The organism is Streptomyces sp. NPDC054883 (assembly GCF_053610645.1).
Genome location: NZ_JBSGYT010000001.1, coordinates 284,576 through 300,325 on the forward strand (window position 1 = coordinate 284,576; position 15,750 = coordinate 300,325).

Consider the following 15,750-nt stretch of genomic DNA (forward strand, 5'->3'; position numbering starts at 1 on the left):
GAACCGGCCATGGCGGAAACCGTGTCCCAGGGGGTGGCCGGCCGCGAGGACCGGCTCTGGGACCCGGTGGGGCAGCAGAGGGGGAACGATGAACGACGCGTGGACGGTTCCCGGGTACACGCCGGTCCGGGAGCTGGGCGCCGGCGGCAGCGGCCGGGTGGTACTGGCGGTCCATGACGCCACCGGCACGCCGGTCGCGGTGAAGTACCTCAGCGACCGGCTGCGCGAGGACCCCGCCTTCGTCCGGGAGTTCCGGGCGGAGGCCCGGCTCCTCGGCGGACTGCGCTCGCCGCACGTGGTGGCGCTCTACGAGTACTGCGAGTACGCGAGGGCGCCCGGCGGCGCCGCCATCGTGATGGAGCTCGTCGACGGGATCTCCCTGCGCGCCCTGCTGAAACAGTCCGGCCGCACGGCACCCGAGGCCGCCCTGGTGCTGCTCAAGGGCTCGCTGCTGGGGCTGGCCGCCGCGCACCGGGCCGGGGTGGTGCACCGCGACTACAAGCCGGAGAACGTCCTGGTCGGGGCGGACGGTTCCTCGAAACTGGTGGACTTCGGGATCGCGGCCGGCCGTGGGACCACACCGGGGGTCGCGGGCACCCCCGCGTACATGGCACCCGAACAGTGGCAGGGCCGGCCGGCATCGCCCGCGGCCGACGTGTACGCGGCGACGGCGACCTTCTTCGAGTGCGTGACGGGGCACAAGCCGTTCCCGGGAACCAACTTCGCGGAGCTGGCGGTCCAGCACGTGGAGGCTCCGGTCCCGGAGACCGACGCGCCGGAGCCGGTGCGCCCGCTGATCCGCCGCGGCCTGGCCAAGGCACCGGAGCAGCGGCCGGAGAACGCCGAGGCGTTCGTCGCGGAGCTGGAGGAGGTGGCGCTGGCCGGGTACGGGCCGGACTGGGAGGAGCGCGGGCAGCGCAAACTGGCGGCCCTGGCGGCGCTGCTGCCGCTGCTGTTCCCGTCGGCGGGGGCCCCGGCGGCCGGCACCACCGCGCTCGCGACGACCGTGCTGGAACCCCCGCCGGCGGGCTGGCTGCCCGGGCGGCGCGGCGCGCTCGCGGCGGCCGCCGTGCTGGTGATCGGGGCGCTGCTGGTGTTCTCGTACGAGGCCGTCGCCGGGGAGTCCGGCGGGGCGGCGACGCTGAGCGCGTTCGCGACGTCCAGCGCCGGGCCGCCGGACGGCGGGATTCCGGGGCCGGGTCCGAGCGCCTCCGGGTCCGCGTCGCCGACGCCCTCGGTGTCGGTGTCGACCTCGCCGTCGGCGTCCGTCTCCCCCTCCTCCCCCTCGGCTTCGCCCTCCGTGACGCCGAGCCACAGCGCATCGCCGACACCGGCACCCACACCCACACCCACACCGACGAAGCCGACTCCCACCGTGAAGCCGAGCCCGCCGGCCACCGTCTCCGGGGTCGCGGTCACCCTGCGGACCGGCCCGGCCACCGGCCAGGTGACCGTCTCCCTCGACGTGAAGGGCGGACCGGCGACGGTGGTACTGGAGTGGTTCCTCGGAAACAGCCTCTCGGACCTGCGGTACGCGGACGGCACGGACTCGGTGCCCGTCCAGGCCGGGACCGCGCCGGTGACCCGGGCCCACACCTTCACGCGCCGAGCCGGCTGTTACCTGAGCGTCCGGGTCACGACGACGCCCTCCTCCGGGGACCCGGTCGTCGCCTCGCAGGCCATCCCCAGGTGCGCTACGACGGAGCCGCCGCGATGAGCGATCCCCGCGCCCCCGAAGGCGACGACTACAGCGCCACGGTCCTCGGCAGCCACTGGTTCAGCGGCCCGCCGCAGCCGCCGGGCGACACCCGGCGGCCGGAGGCGACGCAGCGGCTCGACGTCCCCACGCAGCAGCCCGGCGCCGGGCCGGCCGGCACCCGGCGGCTCGACACCCCGGCCACCGTGCCCGGCGCCGCGCCCGACCGGGTCGACGGGCCGGTGCTGCGGTTCGGCCCCGGCGTCACGGCGGCGATGCCCGCGCCGTTCCCGGTGACCGTGCCCGGGGCGGCTGCCGGCCGCCGCCGGGGGCGGTGGCGGCGCTACTCCCTGGCCGCCGTGGTCCTGGCGGCGGTCCTCGGCTACCTGGGCTGGCAGCGGTTCGGACCCGCCCTCGCGGTCCGCGACGTGGCGGTGACCACCGACCCGCGGGGGCCGGGGTGCGATTCCGCCGCCGATGTGGTGGCCGTCGTACGGACCAACGGGCGCCCCGGAACGCTGGCCTACCACTGGGTGCGCAGTGACGGCACGCGCTCCGAGCGGCTCACCGAACGGGTGCCGAGCGGGCGCAAGGAAGCCCGGCTGCACCTGCTGTGGACCTTCCAGGGAGTCGGCACCTACACCGCGCGGGCCGAGCTGCGGCTCGACTCGCCCGGGCAGCGCGCCGAAGCGGTCGGGTTCACCTACCGCTGCCCTGCGTAGCCGGGGATCCCGCGCGCGGGAAGGCCCGCGACCGCTCGGGGGAGCGGCCGCGGGCCGACCTGGCCGGCCTGTCCGTGGCAGGCACGTCTGTGGTGGGCGGCGGGCGGCCCGGCGGGTCAGAAGCGGGCGTGCGCCGTGATGTCCGCCGCGAACTCCCCCGTCATCGCCGGGGTCACCGTCGGCCGGCTCTGCGCGACCGCCGCCAGGTAGTCCCCCGTGCTCGCGCCCAGCTGCGCGGCGGCCGCGCCGCGCGCGCCCACCGCCTCCAGGTCCCGCTCGAAGGACACCTGCGCCGCGATCCGGGCGGCGTGCTCGATGTCGGCGGGGGTGAACAGTTCGGTCGCCTCCACCAGCGCCGCCACGTCGACGTCCGGGCGCCCGGCCGTGTAGCGGGACCAGATCGCGGCACGCGCCCCGGCGTCCGGCGTGCCGATCGGGATCAGGTAGTCGAAGCGCCCGGGCCGCAGGAAGGCGGGGTCCAGGGAGCGGATGGAGTTGGTGGCGCAGACCAGCAGCCGCTCGTCGCCCTCCCGGAAGCCGGGTATCAGCTTGAGCAGCTCGTTCGTCACGCCGTGGATCCCGCCGGGCTGCGCCGGCTCGGTCCGTACGGGTGCGATCTCCTCGACCTCGTCGATGAAGACGAGGACCCGCTCCAGCTCTGCGATCCGGGCGAAGGCGTCGCGCAGCGCGGCCGCCAGGTTCCCCTCGTCGGCGAGCCGGGAGGGCAGCAGCTCGACGAAGGGCCAGCCGAGGCGGGAGGCGATGGCGCGGGCGAAGGTGGTCTTGCCGGTGCCGGGCGGCCCGAAGAGGGTGATGGCGCGCGGCGGCCGCACCCCGTGCGCGGCGGCCCGTTCGGGCTCGGCGAGCGGGAGGACCACCCGGCGCTCGATGAGGTCCTTCTCCTGCTCCATCCCGGCGACCTTGGCCCACAGGTCGTTGGGCAGGAAGCGGCCGCCGAGGTCGTCGAGGAGGCCGGCCGCCGGTCCGTGCAGCGGCTCGGTCTTCTCGAAGTAGGCCACGGCGGGCTGGCGGGTGTAGCCGGCGTTGAGCAGGCCCTCGCCGAGCAGGTCCTCCTCGGGCAGGACGTAGGCGATCCGCCCGACCCGGGCGGCGATGAGCCGCCGTTCCAGTTCGACGAGCAGTGCGCTGGCCAGGCCGCGGCCGCGCCAGCCCGCGGCGATCGCGATGCGCATCACCCAGGCGCGCTCGCCGGTGACGCAGGCGAGGGCCGCGCCGATCGGGACGCCCTGGTGGACGGCGACCACGCAGGGCTGCCGGTCGGTGAGCGCGCTGATGCACTCGGCCAGCGAGAAGACGGACTCCTGGCCGAGTTCCGCCGTGGTGTCGATCAGATGGACGACAGCGGCGAGATCGCTCTCGCGGTAATCGTGGATCAGCCAGTTCACCGGGTACCGCCCCTCGTTCGTGCTCCTGCGGCGAGGCTAGGGGCGCCCGGGCCCCGTGATCACGCTCCGCGGTGCACAACACGGGCTCCGGAAACCGTCCGCGGCGTCCATAGACTCGTGCTTTCCGTCCGCTGGGCATGCCGGAAATGCATGCCGTTTCGGCACATCCGACATGACCGGCCGGGGATTCACAGCGGATTCTTATGGAACTGGGTGCTCCGGACACAGGCTCGCTGGGCAGGCTCAGGTGCATGATCCGCAGCATGCTCCCCAGACAGGCCGCCCCCGCCGGCTCTTCCCGCGTCCGGCGGGCGTCCCGGGTCCTGCTCGCGCTGGCGGCGATGGCCGCGCTGCTGAGCGTCGATCTGCCGGACGCCGGAGCCGCCCCGCCGCTCGGCGTCACCGCGGTGGCCGGCTCCGGCGCCGCAGCCGACCGGGTGGGCGCGCTGTTCGCGGGAGGGCCGGACGGGGGCCACTTCTGCACCGCCGCGGTGGTGCACAGTGACGACCGGAGCGTGATCGCGACCGCCGCGCACTGCCTGGTGGATCCGGACGCCACCGTGTTCGCGCCGGGGTACCGGGACGGGAAGACCCCGTACGGCCTGTGGAAGGTCACCGGCGTCTACGTGTCCCCGCGCTGGACGCAGGGGCGGGACGCGGACGAGGACATAGCCTTCGCGTCGGTCGCGCCGGTCTCGGGCTCGGCGCCGGTCGAGGACGTGGTGGGGGGCTTCCCGGTGGTCCCCGGACAGCCGGCGGACGCGACGGTGACGATCGTCGGCTACCCGAGCAGTGAGGAGTCCCCGCTGCGCTGCACCAACGCCACGAGCCTGTTCTCGCCGACCCAGCGCCGGATCGACTGCCCCGGCCTCAGCGGCGGCACGAGCGGCAGCCCCTGGCTGGTGAACGGCGCCGTGGCCGGGGTCCTGGGCGGCTACGAGGACGGCGGCCTGGTCCCCGAGGTGTCGTACAGCGCGGTGATGGGCGACCAGGCCGTGGAGCTGTACCGCGAGGCGGCGGTCGCGGGCTGAGCCTCAGACGGCTCCGGCCGGGGGCCGGAACCAGGCGGGTTCGTCGCGCAGGGCGCGCCGGACGCGGTCCACGGCGAAGGGTTCCAGCGGGGGCAGGGCGTCGGCCGTGAACCAGGCGGCCTCCAACAGCTCGTCGTCGTGCGGCCGGGGCTCGCCGCCGGTGGCCCGGCAGCGGAAGGTGATGTCCTGGAACTGGCAGACGTCCCCGTTGGGATAGGTGATCGGTTCGAGCATCTCGACGAGCACGACCCGCTCGGGGACGCACCGCACCGCCGTCTCCTCGTACACCTCGCGCACTGCCGTGTCCGCGGGCTGTTCGCCGGGTTCTGCGATGCCGCCGATCACCGACCAGAGGCCGGTGTCGGCGCGGCGGCCGAGCAGGATCCGGTCGCGGTCGTCGACGACGACGGCGGTGACGCCGGGCAGCAGGAGCAGCAGGTGCCCCGCCCCGGCTTCGCGGATCGCGCGTATGTAGTCAGGTGTGGTCATGGGGCGACCCTACGAAACGACGGCCCGGCCACCCGCGTCATGCGGCCCGCCGGGCGCGAACCCGGCGGGTCAGCACCCGGCCGAGCCCCCCGGCGGCCACCAGGAGCAGCGCGTACTCGGGCAGCGGTCCGAGCCGGGTGGCCGGGGTCCGCGTCGAGCGCAGCGGGATTTCGGCGACCAGCGCGTCCGCGGTGAACATCTTCGTCTGCTGTACGACCGCGCCGTCGGGCCGGATGACGGCGCTGACCCCGCTGGTGACGGGGACGAGCACGGTCCGGCTGTGTTCGACGGCCCTGACCCGGTCCATGGCGAGCTGCTGGTAGGTCATCTGGCTGCGGCCGAAGGTGGCGTTGTTGCTCGGTACGGCGATGACCTGGGCGCCGGCCTGGACGGTGGAGCGGACGGCGTCGTCGAAGGCCGCCTCGTAGCAGGTGACCATGCCGGCCCGGCTGCCCGCCATGTCGAAGACGCCGGGCTCCTTGCCGGGGCCGAAGTCGCGGCGGACGCGGTCCACGTCCTTGCTGAAGATCCGGACGAAGGACCGCATCGGCATCCGCTCGCCGAACGGCTGGATCTTGCGCTTGTCGTACGTCGCGGTCGGCCCCTTGACCGGGTCCCACAGGATCATCGTGTTGCGCAGCGGGCCGGTCGGCGGCTCCAGTACGGAGCCGACTGCGACGGGTACGCCGATGGCCTTGACGGCGCGGTCGATGACGTCGCGGGCGTCCTGCTGGGTGAACGGGTCGATGTCGGAGGAGTTCTCCGGCCAGACGACGAAGTCGGGCTGCCGGGCGCGGCCGGCCTTGACGTCGTCGGCGAGCCGGAGGGTGCGGTTGGCGTGGTTGTCGAGCACGGCACGGCGCTGGGAGTTGAAGTCGAACCCGGCGCGCGGGACGTTGCCCTGGATGACGGCGGCCACCGCGGTGCCGTCCTCGGCGGCGTCCGAGACCAGCGGCCGCGAGGCGAGCGCCGCGCCGACCGGGAGGACGACGGTGAGGGCGGCGAGCGCGGCGGCGGTGCGGCTCGGCTGCGAGCGGGCGGTGCGGGCGGCCTCGTACAGGCCGAATCCGCACAGGGCGACCGCGAAGGAGAGCAGCGGGGTGCCGCCGAGCGCGGCGAGCGGCAGGAAGAGGCCGTCGGCCTGGCCGAAGGCGAGCTTGCCCCAGGGGAAGCCGCCGAAGGGGGCCCGGGCGCGCAGTGCCTCGCCGGCGATCCAGATGGCCGAGGCCCACACGGCGCGGCCGGGGAGGGTGCCGACGAGGGCGATGCCGAGGCCGGTGAGGCCGAAGAGGAGCGCTTCGAGGGTGACGAGGGCGATCCACGGGACCGGACCGACGCCCTCGCTGGTCCACACCAGCAGCGGCAGCAGGTAGCCGAGCCCGAAGAGGAAGCCGAGGCCGAAGCCGGCCCGGGCGCGGCGGCCGCGCAGGCAGCCGGCGAGCAGGGCGAGGGCGAAGGGGGCCAGCCACCACAGCGGGCGGGGCGGGAAGCTGAGGTAGAGCAGGACCCCGGCGAATGCGGCGAGCGCCGCCCGGACCGGCCAGGCGCCCCGCAGGCGGTCGAGGGCGGAGGCGTCGCTCGCCGGTTCGGTGGACTGCGCGGGCTCGCTCCCGGCCGCTCGGGTGACACTGCTGCTCATTTGGCGGAGTGTACGTCCCCGCACGCGGTTGTCCCTCAGGAGACTCAGTGCGCCAGGGCACGCAGGTGGGTGCGGATGACCCGGACGGCGTTCTCCGCGTCGTCGACGGTGACGGTGAAGAGCTTCCCGTCGTCCAGGCGCAGCTCGACGCCCTCGCCGCGGCGGACGATGACGGCGGTGCCCTTTTCGGGACGCCAGCGGTAGCCCCATCCGCCCCAGTGCTGGGGGGTGATCCGGGGGACGAACTCGGCGGAGGCCACTTCGGCGAGCCGGATCGTACGGCGCGGCAGTCCGATGTGGCCGCAGCGGACTTCCATGGCCTGGGAGTCGACGGTGACGGCCACGTGGACGAAGGCGACGGTGCCGAAGAGGATCAGCAGGCCGGCCGCGAGGCAGCCGATCACGGACATGAGCACCGCCACCGTCCCGGAGGTCCAGCTGGCGTCGACGGCGAGTTCGATGCCGAGCGCCAGGCAGGCGCCGCCGACCGCGGCGAGCAGCCACTGCACGCGGTTGGAGGCGCGGCCCGTCCAGAGCGGACCCGGGGGGTGACCCGTCATGGAAGCAGCGTACCCACGTCCCGCGCCTGCGCCCCCCGACACGGCGCCGGCCTCCTGCTGGGCGCGTTCTCGGCAGCAGTCCGGTGGGCGGCCCTCCCCGGGGCCGGCCGCCGCCCGTGCGGCAGGCCGACCGTGGCGGGGGGCGGCGGCTCACGGCCGGGCCCGCGCCGCCTGGCACCCCCTACCCTGTGCACGTGAACCAGCACCGAGGGGGCCGGCTGCGCGACGTCCTTGCCGCCCGTTGCCCCGGCGCGGCCTCGTGACGGCCCGGCTGGACCGCGCCGTAGGGGCGGTGCTCGGCTCGGCCGTCGGGGACGCGCTCGGCGCGCCGTACGAGTTCGGACCGGCCGGGGACCTCGACGCGCGCGGCAAGGAGATGGCGGCGGGCGGCGGCTGGGACCCCGGCGAGGCGACCGACGACACCCAGATGGCGGTCCTGGTGGGCGAGTCGCTGCTGGAGTGCGGCGGCCTGGACCTGCCCGACCTGTTCGACCGGTTCCGGCGCTGGGCGGCGGGAGAGCCCAAGGACATCGGCCTCCAGACCGAGGACGTGCTGACCAGCGGCCAGCCGTGGGACCGGGCCGCCGCTCTGCACTTCCAGGTCAACGCGCGGGCGGCCGGCAACGGTTCCCTGATGCGCGCCTCCACCTCGGCGGTGTACTTCGCCGCCGCCGGGCGCGAGGCCACCATGGACGCCGCCCGCCGGATCGCGGCGCTGACCCACGGGGACCGGGCCGCGTGGGAGGGCACCGCGGTGCTCCACGAGCTCGTACGGGTCGCCCTCGGCGGAGACGACCCGCTGACCGCCCTCCCCGAGGTGCTGGGCGCGGTGCACCCCGACCACCGCGAGCGCTACGCCCGCGTGCTCGCCCCCCGCTGGCATCCGGACCTGGCCACCGAGTTCAACGGGGCGGTGTGGCCCTGTCTCGGCTCGGCGGTGTGGGCGCTGCGCACCACCACCGGTTTCGCGCAGGCCGTTCGGGCCGCCGTGAACCTGGGCGGGGACACCGACACCGTGGCCGCGGTCACCGGCACGCTGGCCGGGGCCTGCTACGGGCAAGGGGCCGTCCCGGAGCGGTGGACCGGGCCGCTGCACGTGCCGCTGCCCGGCTCCGGCGGCCGGGTGCTGGACGCGGACGGGCTGCGGCTGCTGGGTCAGCGGCTCGCCGGGGCCGGCTGAGGCCCGGGGCCGAGCTCCAGGCGGCGGCCCCGGAAGGCGGCGCGCAGCCGCCGGTCGTGGGTGACCAGCACCAGGGTCCCGGTGAAGCCGGCCAGCGCGGCCTCCAGTTCCTCCACCACGGCGGGGGCCAGGTGGTTGGTCGGCTCGTCCAGGAGCAGCAGGTCCAGCGGGGCGGTGACCAGCCGGGCCAGCTCCAGCTTGCGGCGCTGGCCCGCGGAGAGGTCCCGGACGGGGCGGGTCAGGTCGTGCGGGGCCAGCAGGCCCAGGGCCGCGACCCGGTCCGCGTACTGCGCGCCCGACAGCTCGGTCAGGGAGCGGGTCTCCCGCCCCCACGGGTCGTCCTGGCGCAGCAGGCCCACGCGCGGGGGTGTGCGTACGGTGCCCTGTCCGGGGGCGAGTTCCCCGGCGAGGACGTGCAGCAGGGTGGATTTCCCGGCCCCGTTGGGCCCGGTGACCAGGAGCCGCTCACCGGGTTCGAGCCGGAAGGAGACCGGCGCGAGCCGTCCCGGCACGGCGAGTCCGTCGGCCTCCGCCACCCCGGCCGCGCCCGCCGTGAACCGCCCGGTGAAGCGGAGCGGGCTGGGCGGCGGCGGGACCGGGTTCTCGGTCAGCCGGTGCAGGCGCTCGCGGGCCGCCCGGATCCGGCCGGCCGCGCCGTGGGTGCGGGACCGGGCCCGGAAGGCGCCGGCTCCGCTGAACCCGCGCGGCATCTTGCGCGGGATCGCGGCGAACCGGCCGATGTTGGTGTCGGCGAGCCGCTCCGCGTCGCGGATCTGCTCGCGCCACTGCTCGTACCGCCGCTCCCAGCCGGCGCGTTCGGCGGCGCGGCCGGTGAGGAAGCCGGCGTAGCCGTTGCCGTACCGGCGTACGGTGCGGCGGTCCTGGTCGACCTCCAGGATGGCGGTGGTCACGCGGTCCAGGAAGAGCCGGTCGTGGGTGACGGCGACGACCGTGCCGCGGTGGGCGCGCAGGTGCTCCTCCAGCCAGCCGACGGCCTCGTCGTCGAGGTCGTTGGTCGGCTCGTCCAGCAGCAGCAGTTCCGGTTCGGCGGCCAGGGTCGCGGCCAGGGCCAGCCGTGAGCGCTGCCCGCCGGAAAGGGTGCCCAGTCGCCGCTCCGGGTCGGGGGCGGTGCGCTCGCCGAGCCGGCGCAGGGTGGTCGCCACGCGCCGTTCGGCGTCCCGGCCGCCGCGGGCCTCGTAGGCGGCGAGGAGGTCCGCGTACGCGGTGAGTTCCTCCGGGGCCGCCCGCGGCAGGCGCGCTTCGGCGTCGCGGATCTCCGCCTCCAGGGCGCGCAGTCCGGCGAGCGCGAGGTCGACCGCGTCCTGGACCCGGGCGGTCGGCGGCAGGTCGAGGGTCTGGGCGAGGTGGCCCACCCCGCCCGGCGCGGTGACGGTGACCTGTCCGTGGTCGGGGTGTTCCCGGCCGGCGAGGAGCCGGAGCAGGGTCGACTTGCCGGACCCGTTGTCCCCGACGATGCCGACCCGCTCACCGGGCCGGACCGTGCAGCTGACGCGGTCCAGGACCACGCGGGTGTCGTAGGCCTTGGTGACTTCGGACAGGACGATCTGGGTGGTGGCGAGTGGGGCACGAGTGCGCAAGGGCGGTTCCTTGGTCGGGCGGACGGGACGGGGCCGGCGGCGGAGCCGGTCCCGGCCCCCGGCTAGGCGACACGAGACGTATCGTCTCGCTGGCAGTCACCACCCTACCCACGGGCTGCCGGCGCGGCGACTCGGTAAGCGGAGGCGGAGCGGCCCCGGCGCTATTCCACCGGGTTCTCGATCAAGGTGATCCGGTTGCCGTCGGGGTCGTGGACGGCGGCGAACCGTACCTTCCGGGCGCCCGGCTGGATCTCCCCCGCCGTGATGCCGCGGCCGGCCAGCTCGGAAAGCGCCCGGTCCAGGTCGTCCACCACGAGGTTGAGCAATGTCGTCCCCGCTTGCCCGGGGGACTCGAAGACCTGCACCCAGGCCGAGGGGGAAACGTGCCAGTCGGCGAGGCCGGCCATGGGCCGCGCGTCGGGAGGCCGGCCCAGGAGCCGTTCGTACCAGGGCGCGGCGGTCTCGATGTCGCTCACCGGGGCCACCGCGAGCACATGGGTGAAAGACACGGCGCACCACCCTTCGCGGGGAAAGCTTCCTGCTCTCCTTCCGACTCTCGCCGGGCGGGAAACTCATCGCCGGCCCGGCGGCCCGCCGCAGCGGAGCCGGACGCCGGGTCAGTGCGCGAGGGGCGCACCCTCCGCGAGCAGCCGGCCCTCGGCATAGCCGAGCGCGGCGGCCGGGAGGGGTCCCTGCTGCCCGCTGAGCAGGACGGTCAGCCCGCCGGTGCGGGGCAGGTCCGGCTCGGGGCGGGCGCCGATGCGGCGCAGCGCCTGCACGGCGACCGCCTCGGCGGAGCCGTGGAAGACGAACTCCGCCCCGCCCGCCCGTTCGACGAGGGCCGCCCGGATCGCCGCCTCGACCAGCTCGTAGTGCGTGCAGCCGAGTACCACGTCGGTGACGTCGGCCGGGGTCAGTGCGGCGGCCGCGGCGACGGCCTGCGCGACGGCCTCCTCGTTGCCGCGCTCGACGGCGTCGGCGAGGCCGGGGCAGGGCACCTCGGTGACCTGCGCTCCGGCGGCGAACTCCGCGATCAGCCCGCGCTGGTACGGGCTTCCGGTGGTGGCCGGGGTGGCCCAGATGGCGACCCGGCCGCCCGCGGCCGCGGCCGGCTTGATCGCGGGCACGGTGCCGATGACCGGGATGGCGGGTTCCAGCTCCGCGCGCAGGGCGGGCAGGCTGTGCACGGAGGCGGTGTTGCAGGCGACGACCAGGGCGTCCGGGTGGTGCTCGGCGGCGGCCCGGGCGACGCCGAGGGCCCGCCCGGTGAGGTCAGCGGGCGTGCGCGGGCCCCAGGGCATCCCGTCGGGGTCGCAGGACAGCAGCAGATCGGCGTCGGGCCGCAGCCGTCGCATCGCGGCGGCCGCCGCGAGGAGGCCGATTCCGGAGTCCATGAGGGCGATCTTCACCTGGTCACCTTATATCGGCGGGGGCGGCCACCCCCGCGACCGCGCCGGCGGCGGACCGCAGGACGGCCCCCCGGAGGCCCGTGCCGGACCCACTCCGCGCCGCCAGCGCCCCGAAACGGCACCACAGGCCCCCGAAGCCCCGCGCTCCGGCCCCGGATCCACACCCGGACGGCGCCACGGTGTCCGGATGCGCGACAGGTCCCGCCCGGTTCGGCACACTGCGGCCATGGGCCTCCTCCTCACCGCCGCCTACGCCTCCCTCGCCGCCTGGCTCTGGCTCACCCTCGCCCAGGGCATGTTCTGGCGCACCGACGTCCGCCTCCCCCCGCGTACCGCTCCCGCCCGCTGGCCGTCCGTCGCCATCGTCGTCCCGGCCAGGGACGAGGCGGAGGTGCTGCCCCGCAGCCTGCCGTCGCTGCTCGCCCAGGACTATCCCGGCGCCGCCGAGGTGATCCTGGTCGACGACGGCAGTACGGACGGCACGGCCGACCTCGCCCGGCGTCTGGCCGGGGAGCTCCCGGGGCTGCCCCTCACCGTCGTCTCCCCCGGCGCCCCGGATCCCGGCTGGACCGGCAAGCTCTGGGCCCTGCGCCACGGCATCGCGCACGCGCGCACCGCCCACGCGGCCGAACCCGAGTACCTCCTGCTCACCGACGCCGACATCGCGCACGAACCGGACAGCCTGCGCGAGCTCGTCGCCGCGGCAACCTCCGCCCGCCTCGACCTGGTCTCCCAGATGGCGCGGCTGCGGGTGGCCACGTTCTGGGAACGGCTCGTCGTACCGGCCTTCGTCTACTTCTTCGCGCAGTTGTACCCCTTCCGCCGGATCAACCGCCCCGCCGGGCGGACCGCCGCGGCCGCCGGCGGCTGCGTGCTCCTGCGCACGGAGGCCGCCGTCCGCGCCGGGGTGCCCGACTCGATCCGGCAGGCCGTCATCGACGACGTCAGCCTCGCCCGCGCCGTCCGGCGCTCCGGGGGCCGGATCTGGCTCGGCCTGGCGGAGCGGGTGGACAGCGTGCGCCCCTACCCGGCGCTGGGCGACCTGTGGCGGATGGTCTCGCGGAGCGCGTACGCCCAACTGCGCCACCAGCCGGTGCTGCTGGCGGGGACGGTGGCCGGGCTCGTGCTCGTCTACCTGGTGCCGCCGGCCGCGCTGTTCGCCGGGCTCGCCCTGGACCGGCCGCCCCTGGCCTGGGCGGGCGGTTCGGCCTGGCTGCTGATGGCCGGCACCTACCTGCCGATGCTGCGCTACTACCGCCAGCCGGCCGTCCTGGCGCCGCTGCTGCCGCTGACGGCGCTGCTCTACCTCCTGATGACCGTCGACTCGGCCGTGCTGCACTACCGCGGCCGCGGCGCGGCCTGGAAGGGCCGCACCTACGCCCGGCCCAGCGACGCCTAGGGGGTGTCCGCCCCTGATCCGCCGGACACCCGCCACACCCCTCGCGGTCCGGCTGAACGGGCGTCATACGAGGTCACGCCGCAGTCCTCCGCTTGGTGACGCCGCGTCAAGGCCAAGTGGGTGCAACACCAACCGGTGAGTACGAGTAGGAACAAGGTGGGGTGGATGGCGCGAATCGTGCACGTGGACGTGAAGTGAAAGCTGTGGCCCTGACCTGCGAATATGCAGGTCAGGGCGGTGTTGACGACACCTCGCTATGGACCCCGTGAAGTCGTGGGCTTAACTTAGGTCCCATGACCTCCCCCCGCTCCACTTATGGCGGCGGTTACTACTCCGCGCCCTCCTTCCCGGACACCCCCATCTACGACTCCCTCGTCGCCGAACGCGGCACTCCGCAGATCGCCCCGATCCGCGTTCCCGCCGCCTACGACACCCCCGGTTCCGGTTACTCGAGCGGTGGGTACCTGCCGGCCCTCCCGTCCGCCCTGCCCGCCCTGCCGGCCGCGCCCTCGATGCCCCAGCAGCAGAGCGCCCCGGCGTACGGCTACCCGTACCAGCAGCAGCCCGCGCCGCAGATGCAGATGCCCATGCCGCTGCAGAACGCGCCCGCCCCGTACGTGCCGCAGCAGCAGCCGGTCGGCGCCCGCGCGGGGTACGTCCCGCAGCAGCAGCCGCGCCCGGTCGCGACCGCCACCGGGTACGAGGCCATGCGCCCGGCCGCCCCGCGGCCGATGCAGGCGCCCGCGCAGGTCCCCTCGTACGAGGACCCGTACGGCCGCCCGTACCAGGGGCGCGGCTACTAGGCCGGCCGAGCACGGCCGCGGCGGCCGACCACCGCCCGGCCCTGCGGGAAGAGGCGCCGGGAACCGCGGGGGCGGCGACTGGCAAAATGCACTCATGTCGAACTTGTATGTCCACTCGCTCCACGTCTATCCCGTCAAGTCGGTGGCCGGGACCGCGCCCGACGAGGCGGCCGTGGAGCCCTGGGGGCTCTCGGGTGACCGCCGGTGGGCCGTGATCGACATCGAGGGCGCGGTCATCACGCAACGCCAGCAGGCGCGGCTGGCGTTGGCCTCGGCCCGCCCGCTGGAGGGCGGCCGGCTGGCGCTTTCGGCGCCCGGCATGGCGGATCTGGTCGTGGAGGTGCCGGAGCCGGGTCCGCTGGAGCCCGTCGTCCTGTTCGGCAAGAAGGTCGAGACCGTGGTCGCGGCGGCGGCCGCGGCCGACTGGTTTTCGGCCTACCTCGGACTCCCCGCCCGTCTCGTCCACCTGGACGACCCCGCCGTGCGCCGTCCCGTGGACCCGGACTACGCACTGCCGGGCGAGACGGTGAGCCTCGCGGACGCCTATCCGCTGATGGCCACCACCTTGGCCTCGCTGGACGCCCTGAACGCGCTGATCGCCGAGGGCGGTCAGCCGCAGGAGGGGCCGCTGCCGATGAACCGTTTCCGCCCGAGCCTGGTGGTGGCCGGGGCCGAGGCCTGGGCCGAGGACGGCTGGCGCCGCATCGCCATCGGGGACGCCGTTTTCCGCGGGGTGCGGGAGTGCGGGCGGTGCATCGTCACCACCACCGACCAGGCGACGGCGGAGCGCGGCAAGGAGCCGCTGAAGACGCTGGCGAAGCACCGGCGGATCGGGAAGTCGCTGGCGTTCGGACGGCAGCTGGTGCCGGTGGCGCTGGGGACGGTGCGCGTAGGTGACGAGGTCCGCGTACTGGAATAACACCTTCGAGGGGCTCCGCCCGCCCGCCGGAACCAGCGGGCACGGCGGCACCGTTGGATCATTCGAGACGTGTGGGCAGGGGACCGGACGGGCACGGGGGAACGTGCGCCGGACCGGGCGCGGCCGGATGCGCATGTCTCTCGCGTTCCGGAATGCGCGTCCGCCGGGCATGCGGGAAGCTGGGACGCGCAGACAGGCGGAGGCGAGGGGGTGCCGGACCGTGTGGACAGCAATGGGTGTGTGGCGTTGGCGGCGCAATCCGCTGCGCCGCAGGACTGATCTCTTCGAAGCGTGGCTGGCGCTCGCCGCGGCGGTGTGCGTGCTGGTGGTCGCTCCGGCCGTCGGCTGGTTCGCGGGCGTTCGGGTGGACGATACCCTCCAGCGCGCCGTGCGCGAACAGCGGCAGGAGCGGTACCTCGTCCCGGCGGTGGTGCTCCGGCCGGCCCAGGGCACGCTCGCGGGCGGGGCTGCGGCCGCCGACAAGTCGGCGGGCCCGCAGACTCCGCAGCGGACCCGGATCCTGGCCTCGTGGACCGCGCCGGACGGCAGCAGCCACCAGGGGACGGTGCCGGCCGCCGAGGAACCGCCCCGGCCCGGTGACCGGTTCCGGATATGGACGGACACCAGCGGCCGGCTCGTGGGGCAGCCGCTCGCCGCTTCGGCCGCCGCGTTCCACTCCGTGATGGCCGGTATGGCCGCCGCCCTGGGCGTGGCCGCGCTGGTGGAGACGGTCCGGCGGCTGATCGTACGGCGGCTCGTGCACCGGCGGTACCTACGGCTGGACCGGGCGTGGGCCGCGGTCGGGCCGGATTGGGGCCGCGCGGGCGCGGGCAGCTGAGCTGGCAACTCCCCGGCCCCGCGCGCGCTACGGTGGACCGGGCAGACCGCCCGCGGGCGGC

15 protein-coding genes are annotated in these 15,750 nt (G+C 75.4%); 8 read left to right on the forward strand and 7 right to left on the reverse strand.

The window, feature by feature from the left end; genetic code table 11:
* The first annotated feature begins 88 nt into the window (after nt 1-88).
* Entirely contained in the window at nt 89-1,717 is a 1,629-nt protein-coding gene (locus tag ACWGH1_RS01340; RefSeq protein WP_453355071.1) for a serine/threonine-protein kinase, read from the forward strand.
* Nucleotides 1,714-2,418: a hypothetical protein gene (locus ACWGH1_RS01345; protein WP_453355070.1), complete on the forward strand. Its 705-nt coding sequence runs from the start codon at nt 1,714-1,716 to the stop codon at nt 2,416-2,418. The genes ACWGH1_RS01340 and ACWGH1_RS01345 overlap by 4 nt, the downstream gene beginning before the upstream one ends.
* A gap of 116 nt (nt 2,419-2,534) precedes the next feature.
* Here the strand turns inward: ACWGH1_RS01345 and ACWGH1_RS01350 are convergent, their stop codons facing one another.
* The gene (locus tag ACWGH1_RS01350) at nt 2,535-3,824 is read right to left on the reverse strand and encodes an ATP-binding protein (protein ID WP_453353635.1); all 1,290 of its coding nucleotides are present in this window, start codon (nt 3,822-3,824) and stop codon (nt 2,535-2,537) included.
* 263 nt (nt 3,825-4,087) lie between these two features.
* Here ACWGH1_RS01350 and ACWGH1_RS01355 point away from each other — a divergent pair, with 263 nt between their 5' ends.
* Nucleotides 4,088-4,855: a trypsin-like serine peptidase gene (locus ACWGH1_RS01355; protein ID WP_453353636.1), complete on the forward strand. Its 768-nt coding sequence runs from the start codon at nt 4,088-4,090 to the stop codon at nt 4,853-4,855.
* 3 nt (nt 4,856-4,858) lie between these two features.
* Here ACWGH1_RS01355 and ACWGH1_RS01360 read toward each other — a convergent pair whose 3' ends face one another.
* The 3 genes from ACWGH1_RS01360 to ACWGH1_RS01370 are packed head-to-tail and all read right to left on the reverse strand — an operon-like array spanning nt 4,859 to nt 7,543.
* Nucleotides 4,859-5,344, reverse strand: coding sequence for an NUDIX hydrolase (locus tag ACWGH1_RS01360; protein WP_453353637.1), 486 nt, complete (start codon nt 5,342-5,344; stop codon nt 4,859-4,861).
* Nucleotides 5,345-5,381: 37 nt separating this feature from the next.
* Nucleotides 5,382-6,983, reverse strand: coding sequence for an apolipoprotein N-acyltransferase (gene lnt / locus ACWGH1_RS01365; protein ID WP_453353638.1), 1,602 nt, complete (start codon nt 6,981-6,983; stop codon nt 5,382-5,384).
* 44 nt (nt 6,984-7,027) lie between these two features.
* Nucleotides 7,028-7,543, reverse strand: coding sequence for a hypothetical protein (locus tag ACWGH1_RS01370; protein WP_453353639.1), 516 nt, complete (start codon nt 7,541-7,543; stop codon nt 7,028-7,030).
* A gap of 259 nt (nt 7,544-7,802) precedes the next feature.
* On the opposite strand from ACWGH1_RS01370, the gene ACWGH1_RS01375 reads away from it, so the two are divergent.
* Nucleotides 7,803-8,723, forward strand: a complete 921-nt coding sequence (locus ACWGH1_RS01375; protein ID WP_453353640.1) for an ADP-ribosylglycohydrolase family protein — start codon at nt 7,803-7,805, stop codon at nt 8,721-8,723.
* Here ACWGH1_RS01375 and abc-f read toward each other — a convergent pair.
* From abc-f to ACWGH1_RS01390, 3 genes are all read right to left on the reverse strand, one after another.
* Nucleotides 8,699-10,321: a ribosomal protection-like ABC-F family protein gene (gene abc-f / locus ACWGH1_RS01380; RefSeq protein WP_453353641.1), complete on the reverse strand. Its 1,623-nt coding sequence runs from the start codon at nt 10,319-10,321 to the stop codon at nt 8,699-8,701. The genes ACWGH1_RS01375 and abc-f overlap by 25 nt on opposite strands.
* A 161-nt stretch (nt 10,322-10,482) precedes the next feature.
* Nucleotides 10,483-10,830, reverse strand: a complete 348-nt coding sequence (locus ACWGH1_RS01385) for a VOC family protein (RefSeq protein WP_453353642.1) — start codon at nt 10,828-10,830, stop codon at nt 10,483-10,485.
* Between the two features lie 108 nt (nt 10,831-10,938).
* Nucleotides 10,939-11,730 (reverse strand): glutamate racemase, encoded by a 792-nt coding sequence (locus tag ACWGH1_RS01390; protein WP_453353643.1) that lies wholly within the window; start codon nt 11,728-11,730, stop codon nt 10,939-10,941.
* Between the two features lie 226 nt (nt 11,731-11,956).
* On the opposite strand from ACWGH1_RS01390, the gene ACWGH1_RS01395 reads away from it, so the two are divergent.
* From ACWGH1_RS01395 to ACWGH1_RS01410, 4 genes are all read left to right on the forward strand, one after another.
* Nucleotides 11,957-13,129: a glycosyltransferase gene (locus tag ACWGH1_RS01395; RefSeq protein ID WP_453353644.1), complete on the forward strand. Its 1,173-nt coding sequence runs from the start codon at nt 11,957-11,959 to the stop codon at nt 13,127-13,129.
* Between the two features lie 293 nt (nt 13,130-13,422).
* Nucleotides 13,423-13,932: a DUF6643 family protein gene (locus tag ACWGH1_RS01400; protein ID WP_453408323.1), complete on the forward strand. Its 510-nt coding sequence runs from the start codon at nt 13,423-13,425 to the stop codon at nt 13,930-13,932.
* A gap of 94 nt (nt 13,933-14,026) precedes the next feature.
* Nucleotides 14,027-14,851, forward strand: coding sequence for an MOSC domain-containing protein (locus ACWGH1_RS01405; protein WP_453408324.1), 825 nt, complete (start codon nt 14,027-14,029; stop codon nt 14,849-14,851).
* A gap of 232 nt (nt 14,852-15,083) precedes the next feature.
* Nucleotides 15,084-15,689, forward strand: coding sequence for an Rv1733c family protein (locus tag ACWGH1_RS01410; RefSeq protein ID WP_453408325.1), 606 nt, complete (start codon nt 15,084-15,086; stop codon nt 15,687-15,689).
* Nucleotides 15,690-15,750 lie beyond the last annotated feature (61 nt).

Coding starts and splice junctions, on each gene's coding strand:
- ACWGH1_RS01340 (WP_453355071.1), top strand. CDS start 89: ATGAACGACGCGTGGACGGTTCCCGGGTACACGCCGGTCCGGGAGCTG.
- ACWGH1_RS01345 (WP_453355070.1), top strand. CDS start 1,714: ATGAGCGATCCCCGCGCCCCCGAAGGCGACGACTACAGCGCCACGGTC.
- ACWGH1_RS01355 (WP_453353636.1), top strand. CDS start 4,088: ATGCTCCCCAGACAGGCCGCCCCCGCCGGCTCTTCCCGCGTCCGGCGG.
- ACWGH1_RS01360 (WP_453353637.1), bottom strand. CDS start 5,344: ATGACCACACCTGACTACATACGCGCGATCCGCGAAGCCGGGGCGGGG.
- lnt (WP_453353638.1), bottom strand. CDS start 6,983: ATGAGCAGCAGTGTCACCCGAGCGGCCGGGAGCGAGCCCGCGCAGTCC.
- ACWGH1_RS01370 (WP_453353639.1), bottom strand. CDS start 7,543: ATGACGGGTCACCCCCCGGGTCCGCTCTGGACGGGCCGCGCCTCCAAC.
- ACWGH1_RS01395 (WP_453353644.1), top strand. CDS start 11,957: ATGGGCCTCCTCCTCACCGCCGCCTACGCCTCCCTCGCCGCCTGGCTC.
- ACWGH1_RS01400 (WP_453408323.1), top strand. CDS start 13,423: ATGACCTCCCCCCGCTCCACTTATGGCGGCGGTTACTACTCCGCGCCC.
- ACWGH1_RS01405 (WP_453408324.1), top strand. CDS start 14,027: ATGTCGAACTTGTATGTCCACTCGCTCCACGTCTATCCCGTCAAGTCG.
- ACWGH1_RS01410 (WP_453408325.1), top strand. CDS start 15,084: ATGGGTGTGTGGCGTTGGCGGCGCAATCCGCTGCGCCGCAGGACTGAT.